At 73.2% G+C, this 18,644-nt stretch carries 14 protein-coding genes; 8 read left to right on the plus strand and 6 right to left on the minus strand.

Annotated elements, in window-relative coordinates; translation table 11 throughout:
- Positions 1 to 20: 20 nt before the first annotated feature.
- From P5G50_RS01400 to P5G50_RS01410, 3 genes are all read right to left on the minus strand, one after another.
- Positions 21 to 1,643 (minus strand): hypothetical protein, encoded by a 1,623-nt coding sequence (locus P5G50_RS01400; protein WP_301209905.1) that lies wholly within the window; start codon positions 1,641 to 1,643, stop codon positions 21 to 23.
- Between the two features lie 321 nt (positions 1,644 to 1,964).
- Positions 1,965 to 2,528, minus strand: a complete 564-nt coding sequence (locus P5G50_RS01405) for a TasA family protein (RefSeq protein WP_301209906.1) — start codon at positions 2,526 to 2,528, stop codon at positions 1,965 to 1,967.
- A gap of 223 nt (positions 2,529 to 2,751) precedes the next feature.
- Positions 2,752 to 5,307: a helix-turn-helix transcriptional regulator gene (locus tag P5G50_RS01410; RefSeq protein ID WP_301209907.1), complete on the minus strand. Its 2,556-nt coding sequence runs from the start codon at positions 5,305 to 5,307 to the stop codon at positions 2,752 to 2,754.
- A gap of 205 nt (positions 5,308 to 5,512) precedes the next feature.
- Here P5G50_RS01410 and P5G50_RS01415 point away from each other — a divergent pair, with 205 nt between their 5' ends.
- Both P5G50_RS01415 and P5G50_RS01420 read left to right on the plus strand, forming a co-directional pair.
- Positions 5,513 to 6,067, plus strand: a complete 555-nt coding sequence (locus P5G50_RS01415) for a signal peptidase I (RefSeq protein ID WP_301209908.1) — start codon at positions 5,513 to 5,515, stop codon at positions 6,065 to 6,067.
- Positions 6,064 to 7,248: an RCC1 domain-containing protein gene (locus tag P5G50_RS01420; protein WP_301209909.1), complete on the plus strand. Its 1,185-nt coding sequence runs from the start codon at positions 6,064 to 6,066 to the stop codon at positions 7,246 to 7,248. The genes P5G50_RS01415 and P5G50_RS01420 overlap by 4 nt, the downstream gene beginning before the upstream one ends.
- A 37-nt stretch (positions 7,249 to 7,285) precedes the next feature.
- Here the strand turns inward: P5G50_RS01420 and P5G50_RS01425 are convergent, their stop codons facing one another.
- Complete coding sequence (locus tag P5G50_RS01425) at positions 7,286 to 8,335, minus strand: zinc-dependent alcohol dehydrogenase family protein (RefSeq protein ID WP_301209910.1); 1,050 nt, start codon at positions 8,333 to 8,335, stop codon at positions 7,286 to 7,288.
- 9 nt (positions 8,336 to 8,344) lie between these two features.
- Positions 8,345 to 13,264, minus strand: a complete 4,920-nt coding sequence (locus P5G50_RS01430; RefSeq protein ID WP_301209911.1) for a beta strand repeat-containing protein — start codon at positions 13,262 to 13,264, stop codon at positions 8,345 to 8,347.
- Between the two features lie 193 nt (positions 13,265 to 13,457).
- Between P5G50_RS01430 and P5G50_RS01435 the strand changes: the two genes are divergently transcribed.
- The 5 genes from P5G50_RS01435 to P5G50_RS01455 are packed head-to-tail and all read left to right on the plus strand — an operon-like array spanning position 13,458 to position 15,973.
- Entirely contained in the window at positions 13,458 to 13,901 is a 444-nt protein-coding gene (locus P5G50_RS01435) for a DUF6916 family protein (RefSeq protein ID WP_301209912.1), read from the plus strand.
- Positions 13,901 to 14,365, plus strand: a complete 465-nt coding sequence (locus P5G50_RS01440; protein ID WP_301209913.1) for a GNAT family N-acetyltransferase — start codon at positions 13,901 to 13,903, stop codon at positions 14,363 to 14,365. Before P5G50_RS01435 ends, P5G50_RS01440 begins: the two co-directional genes overlap by 1 nt.
- 43 nt (positions 14,366 to 14,408) lie before the next feature.
- Positions 14,409 to 14,927, plus strand: a complete 519-nt coding sequence (locus P5G50_RS01445) for a phage tail protein (protein WP_301209914.1) — start codon at positions 14,409 to 14,411, stop codon at positions 14,925 to 14,927.
- 19 nt (positions 14,928 to 14,946) lie between these two features.
- Positions 14,947 to 15,447, plus strand: coding sequence for a phage tail protein (locus P5G50_RS01450; protein ID WP_301209915.1), 501 nt, complete (start codon positions 14,947 to 14,949; stop codon positions 15,445 to 15,447).
- 7 nt (positions 15,448 to 15,454) lie between these two features.
- Positions 15,455 to 15,973 carry a phage tail protein gene (locus tag P5G50_RS01455; protein WP_301209916.1) on the plus strand — a complete coding sequence of 173 codons (519 nt, stop codon included), beginning with the start codon at positions 15,455 to 15,457 and terminating at the stop codon, positions 15,971 to 15,973.
- 39 nt (positions 15,974 to 16,012) lie between these two features.
- Here P5G50_RS01455 and P5G50_RS01460 read toward each other — a convergent pair whose 3' ends face one another.
- Entirely contained in the window at positions 16,013 to 18,166 is a 2,154-nt protein-coding gene (locus tag P5G50_RS01460) for an ATP-dependent Clp protease ATP-binding subunit (protein WP_301209917.1), read from the minus strand.
- 118 nt (positions 18,167 to 18,284) lie between these two features.
- Here P5G50_RS01460 and P5G50_RS01465 point away from each other — a divergent pair, with 118 nt between their 5' ends.
- Positions 18,285 to 18,641, plus strand: coding sequence for a hypothetical protein (locus P5G50_RS01465; RefSeq protein WP_301209918.1), 357 nt, complete (start codon positions 18,285 to 18,287; stop codon positions 18,639 to 18,641).
- Positions 18,642 to 18,644: the final 3 nt, after the last annotated feature.

Consider the following 18,644-nt stretch of genomic DNA (forward strand, 5'->3'; position numbering starts at 1 on the left):
GCGCATCACGTAACAGCGCATCAGACGGGACAGACCGCCGAGGCGATGCCGATGCCGTAGCCGTAGAACGCGTTCGTGTGCACACCGAACGCCTTCAGCGACACGGTCTGGGCGGGCTGCCCGGCGAGCGCCGTCGCCTTGCTCACCGTGCCGTCGGCGTTGCCGGTCCAGATCCAGACGGTGCCCGAGGAGTCGAGCGCCTGGTAGAAGCCGTCGGAGGCGACGACGTCGACGATGGCCTTGCCCGTCAACCCCGCCACAGTCACCGACATCCAGTCCCAGTTCGATGCACTGAAGGTCTCCAGCACGCCTCCATCGCGGGTGAGCATCGCCAGGCCGGCCACCTGGTTGGCGGTGGTGGCTGTCCAGCCCGAGAATCCCGCGATACCGGTGTAGCGCTGCTGCCAGGTGCTGGATCGGAATGCGTTGCCGATCGTGAACAACCGGCCGTCAGCGGTGAGGACCGCCACTGCATTGTCGCCGGCAAACGTGTCTGTGATGTTCAACGGAGCGCCGGTGAGTTCCTTCGTGCTCAGCGCCGCCTCCGCGTTCGCGGTGACCTGGTAGACCTTGCCCGACGGCATGACGAAGACGCCTCCGGTGTAGAACTTGCCCGAGTTGGTGCACCACGTGCTCAGGTGCGTTGCTCCGGCGCTGCCCGCGATGCCCCGCAGGGCGGTCATGCTCGAGCCGTTCATCGCTCCGCCGCCATAGAAGACGCCGTCCGTCGTCAAGAGGTAGAGGGCGTTGTCGTGCACGCGGACATCGAGGATCGCCCCCGTGAACCCGGTCAGCCGGGTGGGCGCCGACAGTGCGCCCTGGCCGGATGACGTGGCGTACCATGCCGCGACGCCGTCGGTCACGAGGATGCCCGCGTACCATCTCGAGGTCAGCGTCGACCACACGGCGGCCTTGGTGATGCCGGTGATCGCCGACATCGTGCCGACGATGCCGTTCGGCGCGAACGCGTCGCCCCAGTAGGACACGCGCCCGGCAGGGTCGACGGCCACGAACGCGTTGTTCGCCACGGCGACGACGCGAGACAACGGCCACACCGCATCCTGCTTGACGACCGGGGCGGAGGAGTCGACCTGCGACCAGGTGAAGAGGGCACCGGCGGCGATCTCGGTGACCGGGACGGTGACCGCACCCGTGCCGGTCGCCTTGGGCGTTGCATACGTCGCGTTCACGGAGTAGGCGCCGAGAGCGCCGACCGCTCGCACGGCGGGGACGGTGACCGCCCCGCCGACGATGCTGAGGTCGATCTCGTGCGGGTCGGTCCAGCCGACGAACTGCAGGCCGTCGGGGAGCGTGACATGGACGACACCGCCGTCTTTGGCGGGCACACCGTCGACGGTCACCGCGAACCGGATCGTCGATGCCGGGATGACGCTGCAGCGGGCGACACCGGGGAGGGTGGGCGTGGCCGGCGTGACCAGCACGACCGGCGGATCGGTGGACGCGGCGGCGGCCGGGCTGGCGGCGAGGAGGGAGATCGCGGGGACGGCCCAGGCGGCGCCGGCGATGGCGGTGCGCCGGGAGAGGGAGGGGCGGTCCGTGCCCGCAGCCGGGCTCGGCGCAGAAGCGGAAGGCGCAGAGGGGGAGGGCGCCGAGGAGGACGGCGGAGTGATGTGCTGGTTCATGCTCAGATTCCGGATTCTGGATTTCAGGACGTTCCATGGTAACCCATGCGTCGGCGATCCGGAAGCGCTCGCTGTGGAGACGCGTACGCCGCGGGGATGCACACCGAGACTGCCTGCACCCGGCGCATCCCCGCGGCGACGTCTCCATCACAGCGCAGCGGCGGCGGGACCACGCGACCGCTGACCGCATCCCGCGCCGTCTCTGCGTGGTCGGCCGGCCGACGGACGTGGGGCGGCGCATCGGCTTGGGGGTCGACGGAACCCCGGCGAGCGCTGAAGGGGCGCTCGCCGGGGTGCCTGCCACGCAGCCTGGTGAAGGGGTCAGGCGGCGGTCTGGGTCGCTGCGAAGGGCAGCGTCACGTCCAGCGACTGGCCGGCGACGGCGATCGTGGCGGACGCGGGAAGGGTGACGGTCATCGCAAGGGTGTGACCGGTGCCGCTCGTCCCGTTCGCGCCGATGGCGAAGTCGGAGAAGGCGGCGCCCGACAGCGCACCGGAGTACAGCACGTCCGAGGTCGCGGAGTCGACGATCTCCAGCTGGAGCACGTCCTGCAGCGCGTCCACCGGCGTGCCGGCGGAGTTCACGACGGTCGGGGTGGCGAGGGCCAGGGTCGCGTCGAGCGAGCCGGAGTTGAAGACGGTGAGGTCGCGGGTGACCGAGTCGCCCGGCGTCAGGCGGTCGAAGCCGTCCGAGAACTGCACGGCGTACGCCGCCGGGTTGCCCTGCTGGTCGTCGTCGAACTTGAGGTCGAGCGAGCCGGTCGCGAGCTGGGTCTGGACCTGCCCGGAGTCGGTGAAGGCGGCCACCGTGGTGGTGACGCCCACGGCGAGGACGACCGCGGCGGCGGCGACGATCCTGGCACGGGCGGAGATGGCGAGAGGCATGGGTGCTCCTGTGTTCCTGTGCGGGCAGCTCGCACGGACGATCGGTGGAAGCCACCGCGGGGGAGCTGGTCCGAGACTGCCTGCACCCGGCGCATCCCCCGCGGCGACACATCGATCACAGCGCAGGGCGGAGGGGCGTTCACCACTCAGCGGGCGGTGCGGAGCCCTGCTGAGTGGCGGGGTGAGTGCGTCCCGGCCTCTCCGGGGAGCGGAGGCGGGCGCCTCAGGCCCGCACGGTGGTCTCGGGCGTCAGCTCCGCCCGCGTGATCCCCGTCTTCTGGCGTACGCGGTAGAGGTGGTTCTCCACGGTGCGGAGGCTGAGGAACAGCGCCTCGGCGATCTGCCGGTTGCTGAGGCCGTCCTTCGCGAGCTCCAGCACCTCCCGCTCCCGGTCGGTCAGCGGCGCGGGGCGGTCGGGCGTCTCGGCGGCGAACTCCCTCCAGCGCTCGGCGACGGCCGCGCCCGCGACGCGCTCGACGTCGTTCCCGGTCAGCGCCGCGCCCGTCTCGTCGAGCCAGCGCTCCGCCGCCGTGCGCAGCGCGGCGCGCTCCAGCGGCCCGCGCGCGCGGTGATGGGCGAGCGCGCGCAGCACTCGGGCCGCATCCCCTGCGGCGAGCGCCCGGTGGAGCCGGACGGCCGGCTGCAGCAGGGAGGCATCCACCCGGGACCAGGCGTCCCCGAGCTCTGCCAGCCGCTCGGGCGGCAGAGGTGCGGCGATGTGCAGCCAGCACAGCAGTGCGGGGAGGACGGCGCCGCGGTCGCGCTGCCGGAGCCCCGCCTCCCACAGCAGGTCGCCCGCCCCGGTGTCGGCGGCGTCGGCGGCGTAGCGCAGCTCGGCCTCGCTCCACTCGGCCATGATGTCGAGCCGCGGGCGCACCAGCGGATTCAAGCGCCGCAGCTCCGCGGCGAAGCTCTGCGCTCCGCGCAGGTCGCCGCGCCGGGCGCTCAGCACGGCGGCCAGGCCGAGGACGCGTTCGTCGAGCGCCGCGCTGATCGGGCCGGGCCGGCCGACGCGCAGGGCGGCGCTCAACGCGCGCCAGGCTCCCTGCTCGTCGCCCGCCGCGAGCTGCGCGGTCGCGAGCCCGCGCGCATGGATCTTGACGGTGAAGGGGTCGCCGCGGTCGAAGCCCTCGGCCAGCTGCGCACGCGACCAGGCGATCGCCTCCGTCACCCGCCCCGAGAGCAGGAGCGCGTCGGCTCGCGTCGCTGCCAGCCGGTCCAGGAGGTCGGCGGGGGCATGGGCGGAGGTCACGGCGTGCGCGAGCTCCTCGGCGTCGGCGGTGCGCCCCTCCTCGAGCGCGGCCTCTGCTCGCAGGAGCTGCACCGTGTTGCGCAGCGTCGGGGGGACGTCAGCCGGCTGGGAGCCGAGCACCTGGCCCAGCGGGACGCCGGCCCGCAGCGGGCGGAGTAACCCGTCGACCGCCTGGCCGATCGCCGGCCCCCAGCCGCCCGCGTCCCAGCCCGCCGGGACGAGGGCGGCCGCCTCCTCCTCACGTCCGGTCGCGAGCTGCCACTGGTGGCGCAGGACCACGTACGCGGCGACGTCCTCCGCCGTGTCGCCTGGTCGCAGCTCCGTCGCCGCGAACACCTCCGACAGCCGCACCTCGTCGCCGATGGTGACCATGAGGATGCGCAGCAGCGGGAGCGCCCGCGTCACGTCCCGCTCGGTCAGCCACTCCCGGCGCAGGGCGGCGATGCGCGAGCGCAGGCGCTCGGTGAGCAGCGTGATCGCCACCGGCAGGCGGGGATCGGGAGGGTCGAGCTCGCCGACCGTCTGCCACCAGACCGGGTCGGCGTCGACCACGGCGGTCGCTTCTGCGGCGTCCTCGCCGAGCCGGGCCTCCACGTCGTCGGCGATGGCGGCGCGGTCGACCGGGTTCAACCGGGCCAGCAGGGCACGGGAGAGGGCGGGAGGCGAGACGACGACGGTGCGATCGTCGTCGGCCGCCGCGGTCACGACGCGTCCGGCGGCGGCGAGCGCCCGCAGCGTCTCCGCTCCCACGAGCCGGCGCGCGCTGAGCAGCGGGACGGCGCCGCACCACGCGAGCAGCCGCAGAGCGTATGCCCGGTCCTCCGGCAGGTGTGCGAGGAAGACGGCGAGCAGCTCCGCCGGCTCGCTCACCTCGGTGACGCCTGAGCCGGACCAGACCCCCGCCTCCCGGCGTACGGAGCCCGCGCGCACCCCGGCCTCGAACAGCAGCAGAGCGATCAGCGGGTTGCCGCCCGAAGCGGTGGTGAGCTCGGCCACCAGCCCCGCCTCCACGGTTCCACCCGTGTGCTCGCCGAGCAGCTCGCCCATGCCGCGGATGCCGAGCGGAGGGACCTCCACCAGCGAGGCGGTCAGGCCGAGGTCGCGCGATGCCAGCGACACCTCCTGTCCGCCGGAGACCACGGCGGCGACGCGCGCGCCCACCGTCTGCGCCACGGCGAGGAGCAGCCCCAGGGAGGCGCGGTCCGTCTCCTGCACGTCGTCGAGCAGCACCAGCGGCCGCGGTCCGTCGAGGGTGCGGGTGAGCCACGCGAACACGTCGGCGGCTCCGGGGCGCGGCTCCACCTCGGCGAGGAAGCCGGGGACACCGTGCATGGCGGAGAACGGCACCTCCTTGGCCGCCCTCCTCGGCCGGACGAGCAGAGCGGGCCGCCCCGCGTCGTGCGCGCGCCGGGACAGCTCCGCGAGCACCCGGGACCGGCCCGAGCCGGCATCTCCGGTGACGACGACATCGAATCCCGCGTCGAGGCGCTGCAGCGCCGCGTCGACCGCCGCCCCGTGCACGGCCATCCCGAACCCCCGTCCCGGCGCTCGCCGGCGGGCGCCATCGGGCGCAGTCTAGCGGCGGCGGGCGTGCACTCAGCCAGCGGGACGCGACCCGCGGCACGACACTCAGTACGCCACTCCCCTGCGTGCCGGAGAGCGCGCTGAGTACTGCGGTCCGGGGCCGCATACGGCGTACTGGAGGCACTCCCCTGCCTGTGAAAGGAGCCCCATGTCCACCGCCACCGCCACCGGTCGCCGCTCCACCCGCGTCATCGGCCGCGCCGCGAAGATCGTGCTCAACACGGCCGCCGTCCTCGGCCTCCTCATCGCCGCCGCGGTCGCCGCCGCCCTGCTCGCGGGCGTGCGCCCGATCGTGTTCGTCAGCGGTTCGATGCACCCGGCCATCGATGCCGGTGCGCTAGCCCTGACCAAGCCGGTCGAGGCGGGCGCGATCCGCGAGGGCGACATCGTCAGCGTCGTCCGGGACGACGACGTGCGGGTGACCCACCGCGCCGTCGAGACGAGCGAGTCCGAGGGGCGTGTCCTCCTCACGATGCGCGGCGACGCGAACAACGCCGTCGACGCCGACCGCTATGACGTCAGCGACGGCGCCGATCGCGTCTTCTGGCACCTGAACGGACTGGGCACCTTCCTCACCTCGCTCCGGACCCCCTGGCTGATCGCCGGGGCGGCCGCCCTGCTGCTCATCGCCGTGATCCCCGGGAAGAGGTCAGCCCGTCGTCGTGCCGAGAAGGCGCGGAGGCGCGCGGAGGCGGCCCGATGACCGGTCCGGCTCTGACGATCAGAGCCGCGCTCGCCGCCGGGACCGTCGCCGTCCTCGCGGCGCTGGTCGCGGTGACCCCGACGACGGCCGCCTTCGTCGACGACGCCGCCGCGCAGACCGCGCTCGCGACGACTCCCCCACGCGATGTCGCGTTCACCGACGTGGAGGCGGGGCTCGACCACACACTCGCCCTCTCCTCCGACGGCAAGGTGTACGGCTGGGGACGGAACACGCACGGGCAGGTCGGCGACCCGGTGAGCGGCAACTTCACCACGAGACCGGCTGCCATCGCGGTGACCCCGCACCGGGTCACCGGCATCGACGCCGGGCGCTACGTCTCCATCGCCCTCGACGAGACCGGCGCCGTGTACACCTGGGGCGCCTCCACCGCGACGACGGCGGGAAGCACGCCGACGCGGGTCGGCGGGCTCCCGGCGAACATCGCCGGCGTCTCTGCCGGCGCCATGTTCTTCCTCGCCTGGACCACCGACGGACGGTTGTACTCGTGGGGAGACAACGCCAGCGGCAAGCTCGGCCGCGGCGTGGAGAACGTCACAGACCTCGTCCCCGGGCAGGTCACCGCCGCGGGCGTCGCCACGGGCATCGCCGGTGCCGACGCCGGGCGCGCCGGCGGGGTCGCCTGGAGGGCGTCCGGCACCGTCTACCAGTGGGGCGAAGGCCGCTGGGGCGCGCCGGGGATGACCACTGGCGGCGTGCCGGCCGGAGCGATCGCCACGGCCGTGCAGGGGTCGGAGACGACGATGCTGCTCATGGCCTCCGGCGCCCTGTACTACGCGCTCGGCGCCGGGGCGTTCCAGGCGCAGACGGCGATCACGGGAGTCACGCGGGTGGCCGCGAACCACGCCGAGACCCACGACACCGAGACCTTCATGGCGACGACCTCCGCCGGCACGCTCTACGCCTGGTGGGACAACGGTGTCGGCAGATTCGGCGACGGCACGACGACCCGCTCGGACTACCCGCGCGCCATCTCGCTCGCGGCCTTCGGATCGCCGCGGCTCAGCGACATCTCCGCCGGCGTCGGCCACTCCGCCGTGCTGACCGAAGCGGGCACACCCCTGCTCACAGGCGCCAACAGCTACGGCCAGCTCGGTGTGCTCGGCAGCCTGACGAACTCCGCCACCTACATCCCGCTCGCCCCGGTCGCGGTCTGGCCGTGATCCCGTCTGGCCGTGATCCCGTCGTCGCGCCGCCGGATCAGGGGCGGACGAGCGACTTGATCGCGCGCCGCTCGTCCATCGCCGCGTACGCCTCGGCGATGTCGCGCAGCGGCAGCTCGAGGTCGAAGACGCGGCCGGGCTCGATGGCACCGGACCAGACGTCCTGCAGCAGCTCCTCCACGTAGTTGCGCACGGGAGCCACGCCGCCGTTGACGCCGATGTTGTCGTTGAAGAGGGGCCGGACCGGGAGCTCGGGGCCGCCATTCGGGACGCCGACATAACCGACCATGCCGCCGGGGCGGGCCGAGCGGATGGCCTGGTCCATCGACTCCTTGGTGCCGACCGCCTCCAGCACGCAGTCGGCGCCGATGCCGTCGAAGAGCGCCTTGACCGCCGCGACGCCCGCATCTCCACGCTCGGCGACGATGTCGGTCGCGCCGAACTCGCGCGCGAGCTGCTGACGCGACTCATGGCGCGACATGGCGACGATGCGCGAGGCGCCGAGCCGCGCCGACGCGAGGACCGCGCACAGGCCGACCGCGCCGTCGCCGACGACCACGACGGTGCTGCCCTCGGTGACGCCGGCCGAGACGGCGGCGTGGTGGCCGGTCCCCATCACATCCGACAGGGTGAGGAGGCTCGGGATCAGCTCCTCGCGCGGGTACTCGGGCGTCGCCACGAGCGAGCCATCGGCGTGCGGCACGCGCACCCGCTCGCCCTGCCCGCCGTCGGCGTAGCCGCCGAGCTGGTCGTTGGCGCCCCACCAGCCGCCGTGCAGGCAGGAGGTGCTGACGCCGTTGCGGCAGTTCACGCAGGTCATGTCGCAGTCGTAGAACGGCGCGATCACGAAGTCGCCCGGCTTGATGGTGCGCACCTCCGGGCCGACGGCCTCCACCACGCCCACGAACTCGTGGCCGATGCGCCGCGGCTTCGGCGTCGGGGTCACCCCGCGGTAGCCCCAGAGGTCGGAGCCGCACACGCAGGCGGCGACGACGCGGACGATCGCGTCGCCCCCGGTGGACAGGACGGGGTCGGGAACCTCTTCGAGGCGCACATCGCGCTCTCCGTGAAGGACGGTGGCAAGCATGCTCCCAGGCTACGCCCGGCGCGTGCGCCTCCGTGCCGCGAGCGCGAGGCCGCCGAGGAGGAGCGCTCCGGCCAGGAGGGCCAGCGCGGAGACGTCGAGGCCGGTGGAGGCGAGGTCACCCGTGGACGGCTGACCGGCGGCAGCGGGACCTCCCGCGCCCTGGCCCGGCGTGGACGGGCCCGGCGTGGACGGGCCCGGCGTCGACGGGCCCTGCGCTGCCGGCAGCACGATCCCGCTGCGCAGCTCGCGCACCGAGCCGTCCGGCGCCGTGCCGACCGCGAGCAGCGTGTGCGAACCGGTGTAGCCGGCCGGGAGCACGACGGTCGCGGTCGCGGTGCCCTGGGCGTCCGCGTCCACCACGGCGAGGACGACCGGCGCGGAGTAGATGCCGAACGTCACCGGCGAGAAGGCCGCGAAGCCTGTCGCGACGAGCGTCACGCTCTGGCCCGGCGCCGGGTTGCCGGGCACTCCGCCCAGCGGGCCGTCGGCCGCGGGGGCGAACGGTGGCAGCGGCAGCACGGCGGCGTCGGTCACCGTGATCGCGATGTCCCGCGTCACGTCCGGCATGCCGGGAGCGGTCGCCGTGAGGGTGGCCGTATAGGTGCCGGCCGGTTCGGTCGTGATGCCGGTGATCGTGGCCGTTCCGTCCGGTCCCTGCGTGAGGGTCAGACCGCTCGGGAGGCCGGCCGCCGTGATCCCGGACACCGCCGGGAAGGCGTGGGCGGTCGTGATCGCGGCCCGCACCTCCACACCGCGCGTCACCGCGAGTGCGCCGGAACCGGTGAAGGAGGTCGCCTCGTTCACGGTCAGCAGGACGGCTTGCGTCGCGGGCGCGGAGGCGCCGTTCGTCGCCGAGACGGTCACCGCGTAGGTTCCTCCGGCGCCCGTCGGGGGCGTGCCGGCGATCGTCGCCGTGCCGTCGCCGTTGTCGGTGAACGAGACCCCGTCGGGCAGCGGACCGGCGACGGCGATCGTCGTCGCGACGGGCCAGCCGGACGTCGTCGTGACGGTGAACGTGCCGGCGGCTCCGACGGAGAACGACGCCGCGTCAGCGCTCGTGATGACGGGCGCTTCGCTCGCATCCAGCGTGAGGACCTGCGTCGCCCTCGGGTCGTAACCGTTCTCGGCCGCGAGGGTGAGCGTGTACCGGCCCGCCGATCCGGCCGGCGGTGCGGCGGCGAGAACGGCCGTGCCATCACCTTGGTCGGTCAGCGTCGCCCAGACGGGGAGGCCGGCGCCGGTGATCGCCGCGGCGGGTGTGCCGCTCGTGGTCACGGTGAACGTCTGAACGCCTCCACCCGCGGCCATCGTCGCCGTGTCCGCACTGGTGAACGCCGGCGAGGTGCCCACCGCGAGTCGCGCGTCGGTGCTCGCCGAGCCCACGGCGTTGGTGAAGGTGGCGCGGTAGACCTTCCCGGCATCCGCGAGGGCGGCCGGGAACGACAGCGACGTGCCGGTCTCGCCGTCGAGCGGACGGAACGTCGTGCCGTCCGTGGACACCGACCACTGGACGCTCGGCGCCGGGAAGCCGGAGGCCGCGGCCGTGAATGTCACGGTCTCCCCTGCCTTCACCGAACGGTCGGCCGCCGGAGTCGTGATCTGCGGGGCTTCACGGACCGTGAGCGCCACGGTCTTCGACGCGGGTGCGCCGACGCCGTTGGTCGCGACGATCGTGACCGTGGCGACGCCGCCGGGGCCCGTCGGCGTGCCGCCGAACGATCCGGAGCCGTCGCCGTTGTCGGTGAAGGTGATGCCGGCGGGCAGCCCGGAGGCCGTGAGCGCGGGCGCCGGGTAGCCGCGCAGCGCGGTCGCCGCCAGGGCGAACGAGGTGCCGACGGTGGCCGTGGCTGAGGAGGCGACGGCAAGAGCCGGCGCCTCCCGCACGGTCAGGGTGAACGCCTGGGTCGTGGCGGGTCCGACGCCGTTCGACGCGGCGAGCGTGATCGGGTACACCCCGCCGGCGCCGGCGGCCGGCGTGCCGCCGAGCACGGCGGTGCCGTCGCCGCGGTCGACGAGGGTCACGCCGTTCGGAAGGGATCCTCCGGCGAGCGACACCGCGGTCGTCGCCGGCCAGCCCGCCCTGGTGCTGACGAAGAAGCCGTCGGCCTCGGAGGCGGTGAAGGTGGCGGCCGGCGCGCTCAGGAAGGCGGGGGCCTGCGTGACCGTCAGGGCGAAGCTCTGCTGGGCCGTCGGCTGGAATCCGTTGGCCGCGCTCAGGACGAACGGATACACGCCGCCCGAGCCCTGCGGGGCGGTGCCCGACAGCAGACCCGTGCCGTCACCGTTGTCCGTGAGGGTCAGCCACGCGGGGAAGCCGGAGCCGGACCTCGAGAGGGTGGCGGCCGGGTATCCGGACGTCGTGACGGCGAAGGAGAGCGCTGCGCCCTCCGCGACGGTCGCCGCCGCCGCGCTCGTGAAGCCCGGCGCGGTGCCGACCGACAGCGTGGCCGCGGTCGTGACGGCGCTGCCTGCGACGTTGCTGAAGACGGCGCGGTACAGCGCCCCGTCGTTCTGCGCCCCGGCGGTGAAGCTGTACGTGGTGGAGGTGGCTCCCGCGAGATTCGCGTAGTTCGCCCCGCCGTCGGTCGAGCGCTGCCATTGGACGGTCGGCGCCGGGAAGCCGCTCGCCGTCGCCGTGAAGGACGCGGTCGATCCGTCGGTGACGGCCTGAGCGGCCGGGTTCAGCGTCACGGCGGGGGCCTGATGGACGTTCAGCGTGAGCGTGCCGGTTGCGGGCGAGCCCGCGCCGGTCGCCGTGAGGGTGACGGTGCTCACGCCTCCCGAACCGGTCGGGGTGCCCGAGATGGTGGCGACGCCGCTCCCGTTGTCGGTGAACACGAGCCCCGACGGCAGCGTCCCGGTGAGGGCGATGGCGGCTGCCGGATACCCGCTCGTCGTGATGGGGAAGCTGAACGGCGTGCCGATGCGGGCCGTGCCCACCCAGCCGCTCGTGAAGGCGGGCGGCTGCTGCACGGTGAGCGTGAAGCTCTGCGTGGCGCTCCCCTGACCGTTGGCCGCGGTGAAGACGAGGCCGCCCTGACCGCCCGTCCCGTTCGCGGGCGTGCCCGCGATCGTCGCGGTGCCGTCGCCGTTGTCGGTGAAGGTCAGACCGTTCGGGAGGGCGCCGGTGCGCGAGATGGTGGGCGTGGGACGGCCCGAGGTCGTCACGGTGAAGCTGCCGGCGACGCCCGTGGTGAACGTCGCGGAGTTCGCGCTCGTGAAGGCAGGGGCGGCGGTCATCGCGTACGTGAGGGCCTGCGTCGCCGGGCTCCCGACGCCGTTGGCCGCGGTGACGGTGATCGGGTAGTCCCTGGCCTGCCCGGTCGGCGTCCCCGCGATGGTCGCCGTGCCGTTGCCGTTGTCGGTGAAGGTGACGCCGGCGGGCAGCGAACCGCTCGCCGCGAGCGTCGGGACCGGATACCCGGTCGTGGTGACGGTGAACGAGCTCGCCACCCCGAGGGCGCCGGGGACCGTCGAGGCGGAGGTGATCGCCGGCGGCGCCGCAACGGTCACCGGCGTCGCGACGCGCGCCTGATCCAGCGCGGCCGTGACCGTCGCCGGACCGACAGTCGACGCGGTGAACGTGGTCGCGCCCGAGCCCGAGGCGAGGGAGGCGGAGGTCGGGGAGACGGTGCCGCCCGTCGCGGTCCACGCGACGCTCAGGTCGCGGAAGGCGGCGAGGGAACCACCGGGCACCGCTGTCCCCGAGGAGTCCTGGAGCCGCACCGAGACCGTCGAGGTCGGAGAACCGGGGAGCGCGACCTGCGCGGGGACCGCCGAGCCGGCCAGCGTCAGCTGCGGCTGCACGGCCACCCCGCCGGAGACGGTGTCGCAGCCCGCGGCGCCCGGCGTCCCGCCGCAGCCCCACCATGTGCGCGTCATGTCGGCCGAACCCGACACCAGGCGCGCGGCGGGCGTGGTGTTGCCGGTGATGCGGTTGTAGCGCGCGGTCAGCGCACCCGCCGTCACATCGATCGCGGAGGGGGAGCCCGCCGAGGCCGTGTTGCCGGTGAAGGTCGACCCCGTGATGCCGAGCGAGCCTCCATCGAGCCAGACGCCCGCCGCGTGGGACGAACCGCCGGTGGTGGAGTTGGCGGAGAAGACCGAGTCGGCGATGCTCATGGGCGCCGTGGCCGCGCTCCCCGCGATCGCGACAGCGCCGCCGCCGGTCGCGCCGGAGGTTCCCGACGCCGTGTTGCCCTGGAACGTGCTGTTCGAGATCGAGAGCGTCTGCGCGCCTCCCTGCGCCGCCTGGTAGTACACCGCGCCGCCGGAGCTCGACCCCGAGCTGTTGCTGCGGAACACCGCGCGGTCGATCGAGAGGGCGCCGCCGATGAACTGGATCGCCCCACCCGGGTTGTTCGTGGCGGTCGAGGCCGTGTTGGCGCGGTTGTTCTCGAACACGGAGTCGGTGATCGTCAGGGAGTCGGTGGCCGCGACGACGCTTCCCGCGCCGCCGATGACGGCGGCGCCTCCGAAGGTGTTGTCGACGCCGTCCGCGATCGTGACGCCGCTGATGCGCACATCGATGCCGCCGACGATGTTCGCGTCGAGGTTCAGGACCTGCTGGGTGCCTCCGCCCGAGATCGTGACCGCGGAGGCTCCGGCGCCGACGATGCTGATGCTCGTGCCGGAAGTGCGACCGACGAGGAGCGGTCCGCGGGTCAGCGCGTACGTACCGGCCGGGACGTTCACGACGGTCGTGTCGCCGGCGTTGTTCGCCGCGCACAACGCGTCGCGCAGGCTGACCGGCGGGGCGACGGTCGTCGCGCCGCTGCTGCAGACGCCGGCGTCGCTGTCGGTCGTGGTGGACACCTGCAGGGTGCCGCTCGCCTGGGCCGGAAGCGCCACCCCGACGAGCGAAGCGACGACCGCGAGCGAGACGGCGAGCGCGGCGGGGAGGAGAGGGCGTCGGAGCGAGGACGGCATGCGGGGGCTTCCGGTGGATTCGGGTTCGGGAGGCGGAGCGATCGTGCTGCCGACGCGGTTCGGGCGCGCGAGAGTGCGAGTGTTCTCACACTAGTGGTGATGAAAATCGCACGTTGTCCCCTTTCTGCGGGACAGAGCGCCCGCCCGCGGATGCCCTAGGCTCTCCCCATCCCCCGCCCGAGGAAGGACCGCCGTGCCCGAGGTGTCCCGCCGTACCGTCATGGCCTCCGTGCTGGGCGGGCTCGGCGTCGCCGTCGCGGCGCCTGCGACCCCCGTGCTCGCAGCGGCCGGTGTCGCGGCGCCCGTGAGCGCCGCTCCTGCGGCTCCCGGCACTGCCGCGCAGCCCGCGCTGCCGGTCCGCTCGCTGTTCACCCCCGCCATCGGCCGACCGTTCCGCGCGGTGGACGGCGACCGCACGCTCGACCTGCGGCTGACCGCCGTCGACGACCTGGGCCCGGACAGCGCCGGCGACGAGCACCGGTTCGCACTGCGGTTCACCGCCTCGGGGTTCGACGCGGCCGACGGCACCTTCACCCTCCGTCGCGCGGGCGCACCGGACGTGCAGCTCTTCCTGACCCCGATCGGTCCGCGCGGCCTGACCCGCACGTTGCAGGCCGTCGTGAACCGGACCGCCTGATGGCCGTGCGCACCGTCGCCCTCCGGCCGGCCCTCGCGTCCGACGAGCCCTTCCTGCGGCGCGTCTTCACCGACGCCCGCCGGTCCGAGTTCCCCGGTGTGCCCGCGGCGGACCTGGAGCCGCTGCTCGCCCTGCAGTACCGGGCGCACAGCGCGGACAGGGCGTCGCGGCACCCGCACGCCGAGGTGGCGATCATCACCGACGATAGCGAACCGGTCGGCTCGGTCACCGTCGACCGCAGCGACGGGCGCCTCCACCTCGTCGACATCGCCGTGCTGGCCGACCACCGCAGCCGAGGGGTGGCGACGGCGGTGCTGGAGGACCTCCTCGCGTCCGCCGAACACGTCACCCTCACGGTGTGGGCGCTGAACACGGCCGCGCGGAGGCTGTACGAACGCCACGGCTTCTCGGTCGTCGCCGAGCAGTTCGGCTACGTCCTGATGGCGACGGAGGCCGCCGCGTGACCGCGCGCCGCCTCACCCCGCGAGCGATGAGCGAGGAGGACTGATGTCGGAGCCCTACATTTGCGAGATCCGGCTGTTCGGCGGCAACTTCGCCCCCGCCGGCTGGGCCTTCTGCTGGGGACAGAGCATGTCCATCCAGCAGAACTCCACGCTGTTCTCGCTGCTCGGCGTCAACTACGGCGGCGACGGCGTGAACACCTTCAACCTCCCCGACCTGCGCGGGCGCTTCCCGCTGGGCTGGGGCACCAACCCGCAGACGCAGGTGGCGTACCCGATCGGCGGCGCCGTGGGCCAGGAGGCCGTCACGCTGACCACCGCTCAGCTCCCGATGCACGGGCACACCGTCCAGGCGGGCGGCGCGTCCACCACGGCGAGCGCCGCCGGCGCCTACCCCGCGGCGTGGGCGGACAATCCGTACTCGACCGACCAGACCGCACCCGCCGCGATGTCGCCCGCGGAGGTGCTGCCGACCGGAGGGTCGCAGCCGCACGAGAACCGGCAGCCGTACCTGGGCCTGTCCTTCATCATCAGCCTGTACGGCGTCTACCCCTCACGGGGCTGAGGCGGGAGGAGACCGCACCGTGTCCGAACCGTTCATCGGCGAGCTCCGGCTCACCGCCCTCAACTACGTGCCGCCCGGCTGGGCCATCTGCAACGGCCAGACGCTGCCGATCTCGCAGAACGAGCCGCTGTTCGCGCTGCTCGGCACCCGCTTCGGCGGCGACGGTCAGACCACGTTCAACCTCCCGGACCTGCGCGGCCGCGTGCCGCTCGGCCCCGACAACGTGCAGTACTCCCTCGGCCAGACCGGCGGCGAGGCGGCGCACACGCTGACGCAGCAGGAGATGCCGGCGCACGGGCACGCACTGGGCGTTGCCACGACGGCATCGGCGGCGTCGCCGGCCGGGGCCGTGCTGGCGCAGCCGGGCAAGGCCGCCTACGCGGCGACGGCCGCCACGACGATGTCCCCCATCACCGCGGCCGGCCCCGCCGGGCAGTCGCAGGCGCACGAGAACCTGGCGCCGTCGCTCGGCCTGACGTTCATGATCGCCCTCCAGGGCGTCTTCCCGAACCCGGAGTGAGAGAACCGTGTCCGACTACTTCCTCGGCGAGATCCGACAGATCGCCTTCGACCGCGCCCCCAAAGGCTGGGCGCTCTGCCAGGGGCAGCTGTTGTCGATCGCGCAGAACACCGCGCTCTTCTCGCTCCTCGGCACGCAGTACGGCGGCAACGGGCAGACGACGTTCGCGCTCCCCGATCTGCGGGGCGTCACCCCGCTCGCCGCGGACGACAGCGGCCGCTTCCCCGTCGGCGCCCGCGGCGGCGCCGCGCAGGTGACTCTGACGCAGGCGAACCTGCCCGCGCACAACCACCAGCTCGTGGGGACGTCCGGCAACGGCACGACGCCGTCGCCGCAGGGCGCGCTGTTCGCGACGCCCCGGGTGGGCCGGGCGGCTCAGCCCGCCTACGGCTCGACCGCTGCCGTCAGCACGGCGCCCGACACCCTGGCGGTGCAGGGCGGCTCGCAGCCGCACAACAACCTCCAGCCGTACCTGACGGTGAACTTCATCATCGCCCTCAACGGCATCTACCCGTCCCGCGGCTGAGCGCGCGGGACGGGTAGTCCGTACCTCGGGCGAGTGGTCCTACTCGCGCACGGCCCCGACGGTCAGCCGGTCGCCGCTCGGGTCGAGGTCGACCCGCACCAGGTCGCCGTCGCGGATCTCGCCGGCGAGCAGCGCGGTGGCGAGCCGGTCGTCGATCTCGCGCTGCATCAGCCGGCGCAGCGGACGCGCGCCGTAGATCGGGTCATAGCCGCGCTCGGCCAGCCAGCGCCGGGCGTCCGGGGTGACCGCCAGCTCCAGCCGGCGCTCCGCCAGGCGGCGGACCAGCCGGTCGATGTTGAGCTCCACGATCTCGCCGAGCTCCTCCTGGGTGAGCGCCGAGAACACGACGATGTCGTCGAGGCGGTTGACGAACTCCGGCTTGAAGGCCTGGCGCACCTGCTGCAGCACGGCCTCCTCGCGCTCCAGCTCATTGAGCGACGGGTCGACCAGGAACTGGCTGCCCAGGTTGGAGGTGAGGATGAGGATCGTGTTGCGGAAGTCGACCGTGCGGCCCTGACCGTCGGTCAGCCGACCGTCGTCGAGCACCTGCAGCAGCACGTCGAACACCTCGGGGTGCGCCTTCTCGACCTCGTCGAGCAGGATCACCGAGTACGGCCGGCGCCGGACCGCCTCCGTGAGCTGGCCGCCCTGCTCGTAGCCGACGTACCCCGGGGGCGCGCCGACCAGTCGCGAGACGGAGAACTTCTCCCCGTACTCGCTCATGTCGATGCGGACCATGGCCTTCTCGTCGTCGAACAGGAAGGCGGCGAGCGCCTTCGCCAGCTCGGTCTTGCCGACACCGGTCGGGCCGAGGAACAGGAACGAGCCGGTCGGCCGGTCGGGGTCGGAGATTCCGGCACGGGTGCGCCGGACCGCGTCCGCGACCGCCTGCACCGCCTTCTTCTGGCCGATGATCCGCCGGCCCAGCTCGAACTCGAGGTGCAGCAGCTTCTCGGTCTCGCCCTGGGTCAGCCGGTCGACCGGGATGCCGGTCCACGCGGCGACGACGGCGGCGATGTCGTCGGCCGTGACCTGCTCGTTGACCATGCGCGGGTGGTCGGTCTCGGCCCGCTCGGCCTCCGCCAGCTCCCGCTCGATGCTCGGGATGGTCTCGTACTCGATACGCGAGGCCTCCTGGTAGCGACCGTCGCGCAGGGCGAGGTCGCGCTTGGTCTTGGCCTCGTCGAGCTGCGAGCGCAGTGCGCCGACCCGGTTCAGCGACGCCTTCTCCGCACGCCAGCGGGCCTGCAGCTCCTCCAGCTCGCGCTCCTGCTCGCGGAGGCGCTCCTGCAGCTGGGCGAGGCGCTCCTTGCTGGCCTCGTCCTTCTCCTTCTTCAGCGCGAACTCCTCGAGCTTCATCCGCTCGACCACGCGCTGCAGCGTGTCGATCTCCACCGGGGCGGAGTCGATCTCCATCTTGAGCCGGCTCGCCGCCTCGTCGATCAGGTCGATGGCCTTGTCCGGCAGCTGCCGCGCGGTGATGTAGCGGTTGCTGAGAGAGGCCGCGGCGACGAGCGCCGAGTCCTCGATGGTCACGCCGTGGTGCGCCTCGTAGCGGCCCTTGAGGCCGCGCAGGATGGCGACGGTGTCCTCCACACTCGGCTCGCCGACGTAGACCTGCTGGAAGCGGCGCTCCAGCGCGGCGTCCTTCTCGATGAACTCGCGGTACTCGTCGAGCGTGGTCGCGCCGATGAGCCGCAGCTCGCCGCGCGCCAGCATCGGCTTCAGCATGTTGGAGGCCGCGACGGAGCCCTCGCCGCCGCCGGCGCCCATCAGGATGTGGAGCTCGTCCACGAACGTGATGATCTCGCCCTGGGCGTCGTTGATCTCCTTGAGGACGGCCTTCAGCCGCTCCTCGAACTGGCCGCGGTACATGGCGCCGGCGACCAGCGCGGAGAGGTCGAGCGAGACGAGCTGCTTGCCCTTGAGCGAGTCGGCGACGTCGCCCGCGACGATGCGCTGGGCCAGTCCCTCCACGACGGCGGTCTTGCCGACGCCGGGCTCGCCGATGAGCACGGGGTTGTTCTTGGTGCGCCGGGTCAGCACCTGGCTGACGCGGCGGATCTCGGCATCGCGGCCGATGACGGGGTCGAGCTTGCCGCTCTTGGCGATCTCGGTGAGGTTCACGCCGTACTGTTCGAGCGCGCTCTTGGCGTCCTCCTGCGTGGAGGGCGCGCCCTGCATGTTCGCCATAGGTGGTCCTTTCCAAACGGGGGCGAAGTTGAGTCTACTAGGCTCAACTTTGGTTGGCGAGGGGGTATTCCGCCCGAGGCGAACTTCCTGCGACCGGCCCGCAGTATCCTGTCCCACGATGATCGACCCCATGGATCTGCACGTCGTCCTGATGGACAGCGCGACCGCCGCCGCCCTCGCGCAGATCCTGCCGCTGCTGCTGCTCACCCTGATGGTGGAGCTGCGCCGGGTGGAGGTCCACCGCCGCGGGCGCGTCGTGCTCACGCGGGCGATGCTCGGCGCCTTCTTCCTCGTCTTCGGCGTGATCGAGACGATCCTGGTGCTGTCGATCGACGGCAGCTTCATCCCGTTCAGCTGGGCGGACCTCGCCGCGGGCCTGGTCATCTTCGGCCTGCTCGCGCTGCTGTTCGTGCTCTCGCTGCTGGACTCCCCCAGCGCGCGCCGCGGTGCGCGCGAGCGGAGCGACGACTCCTGACGC

The sequence above is a fragment of the Leifsonia williamsii genome (genome assembly GCF_030433685.1).
GTDB lineage: Bacteria > Actinomycetota > Actinomycetes > Actinomycetales > Microbacteriaceae > Leifsonia > Leifsonia williamsii.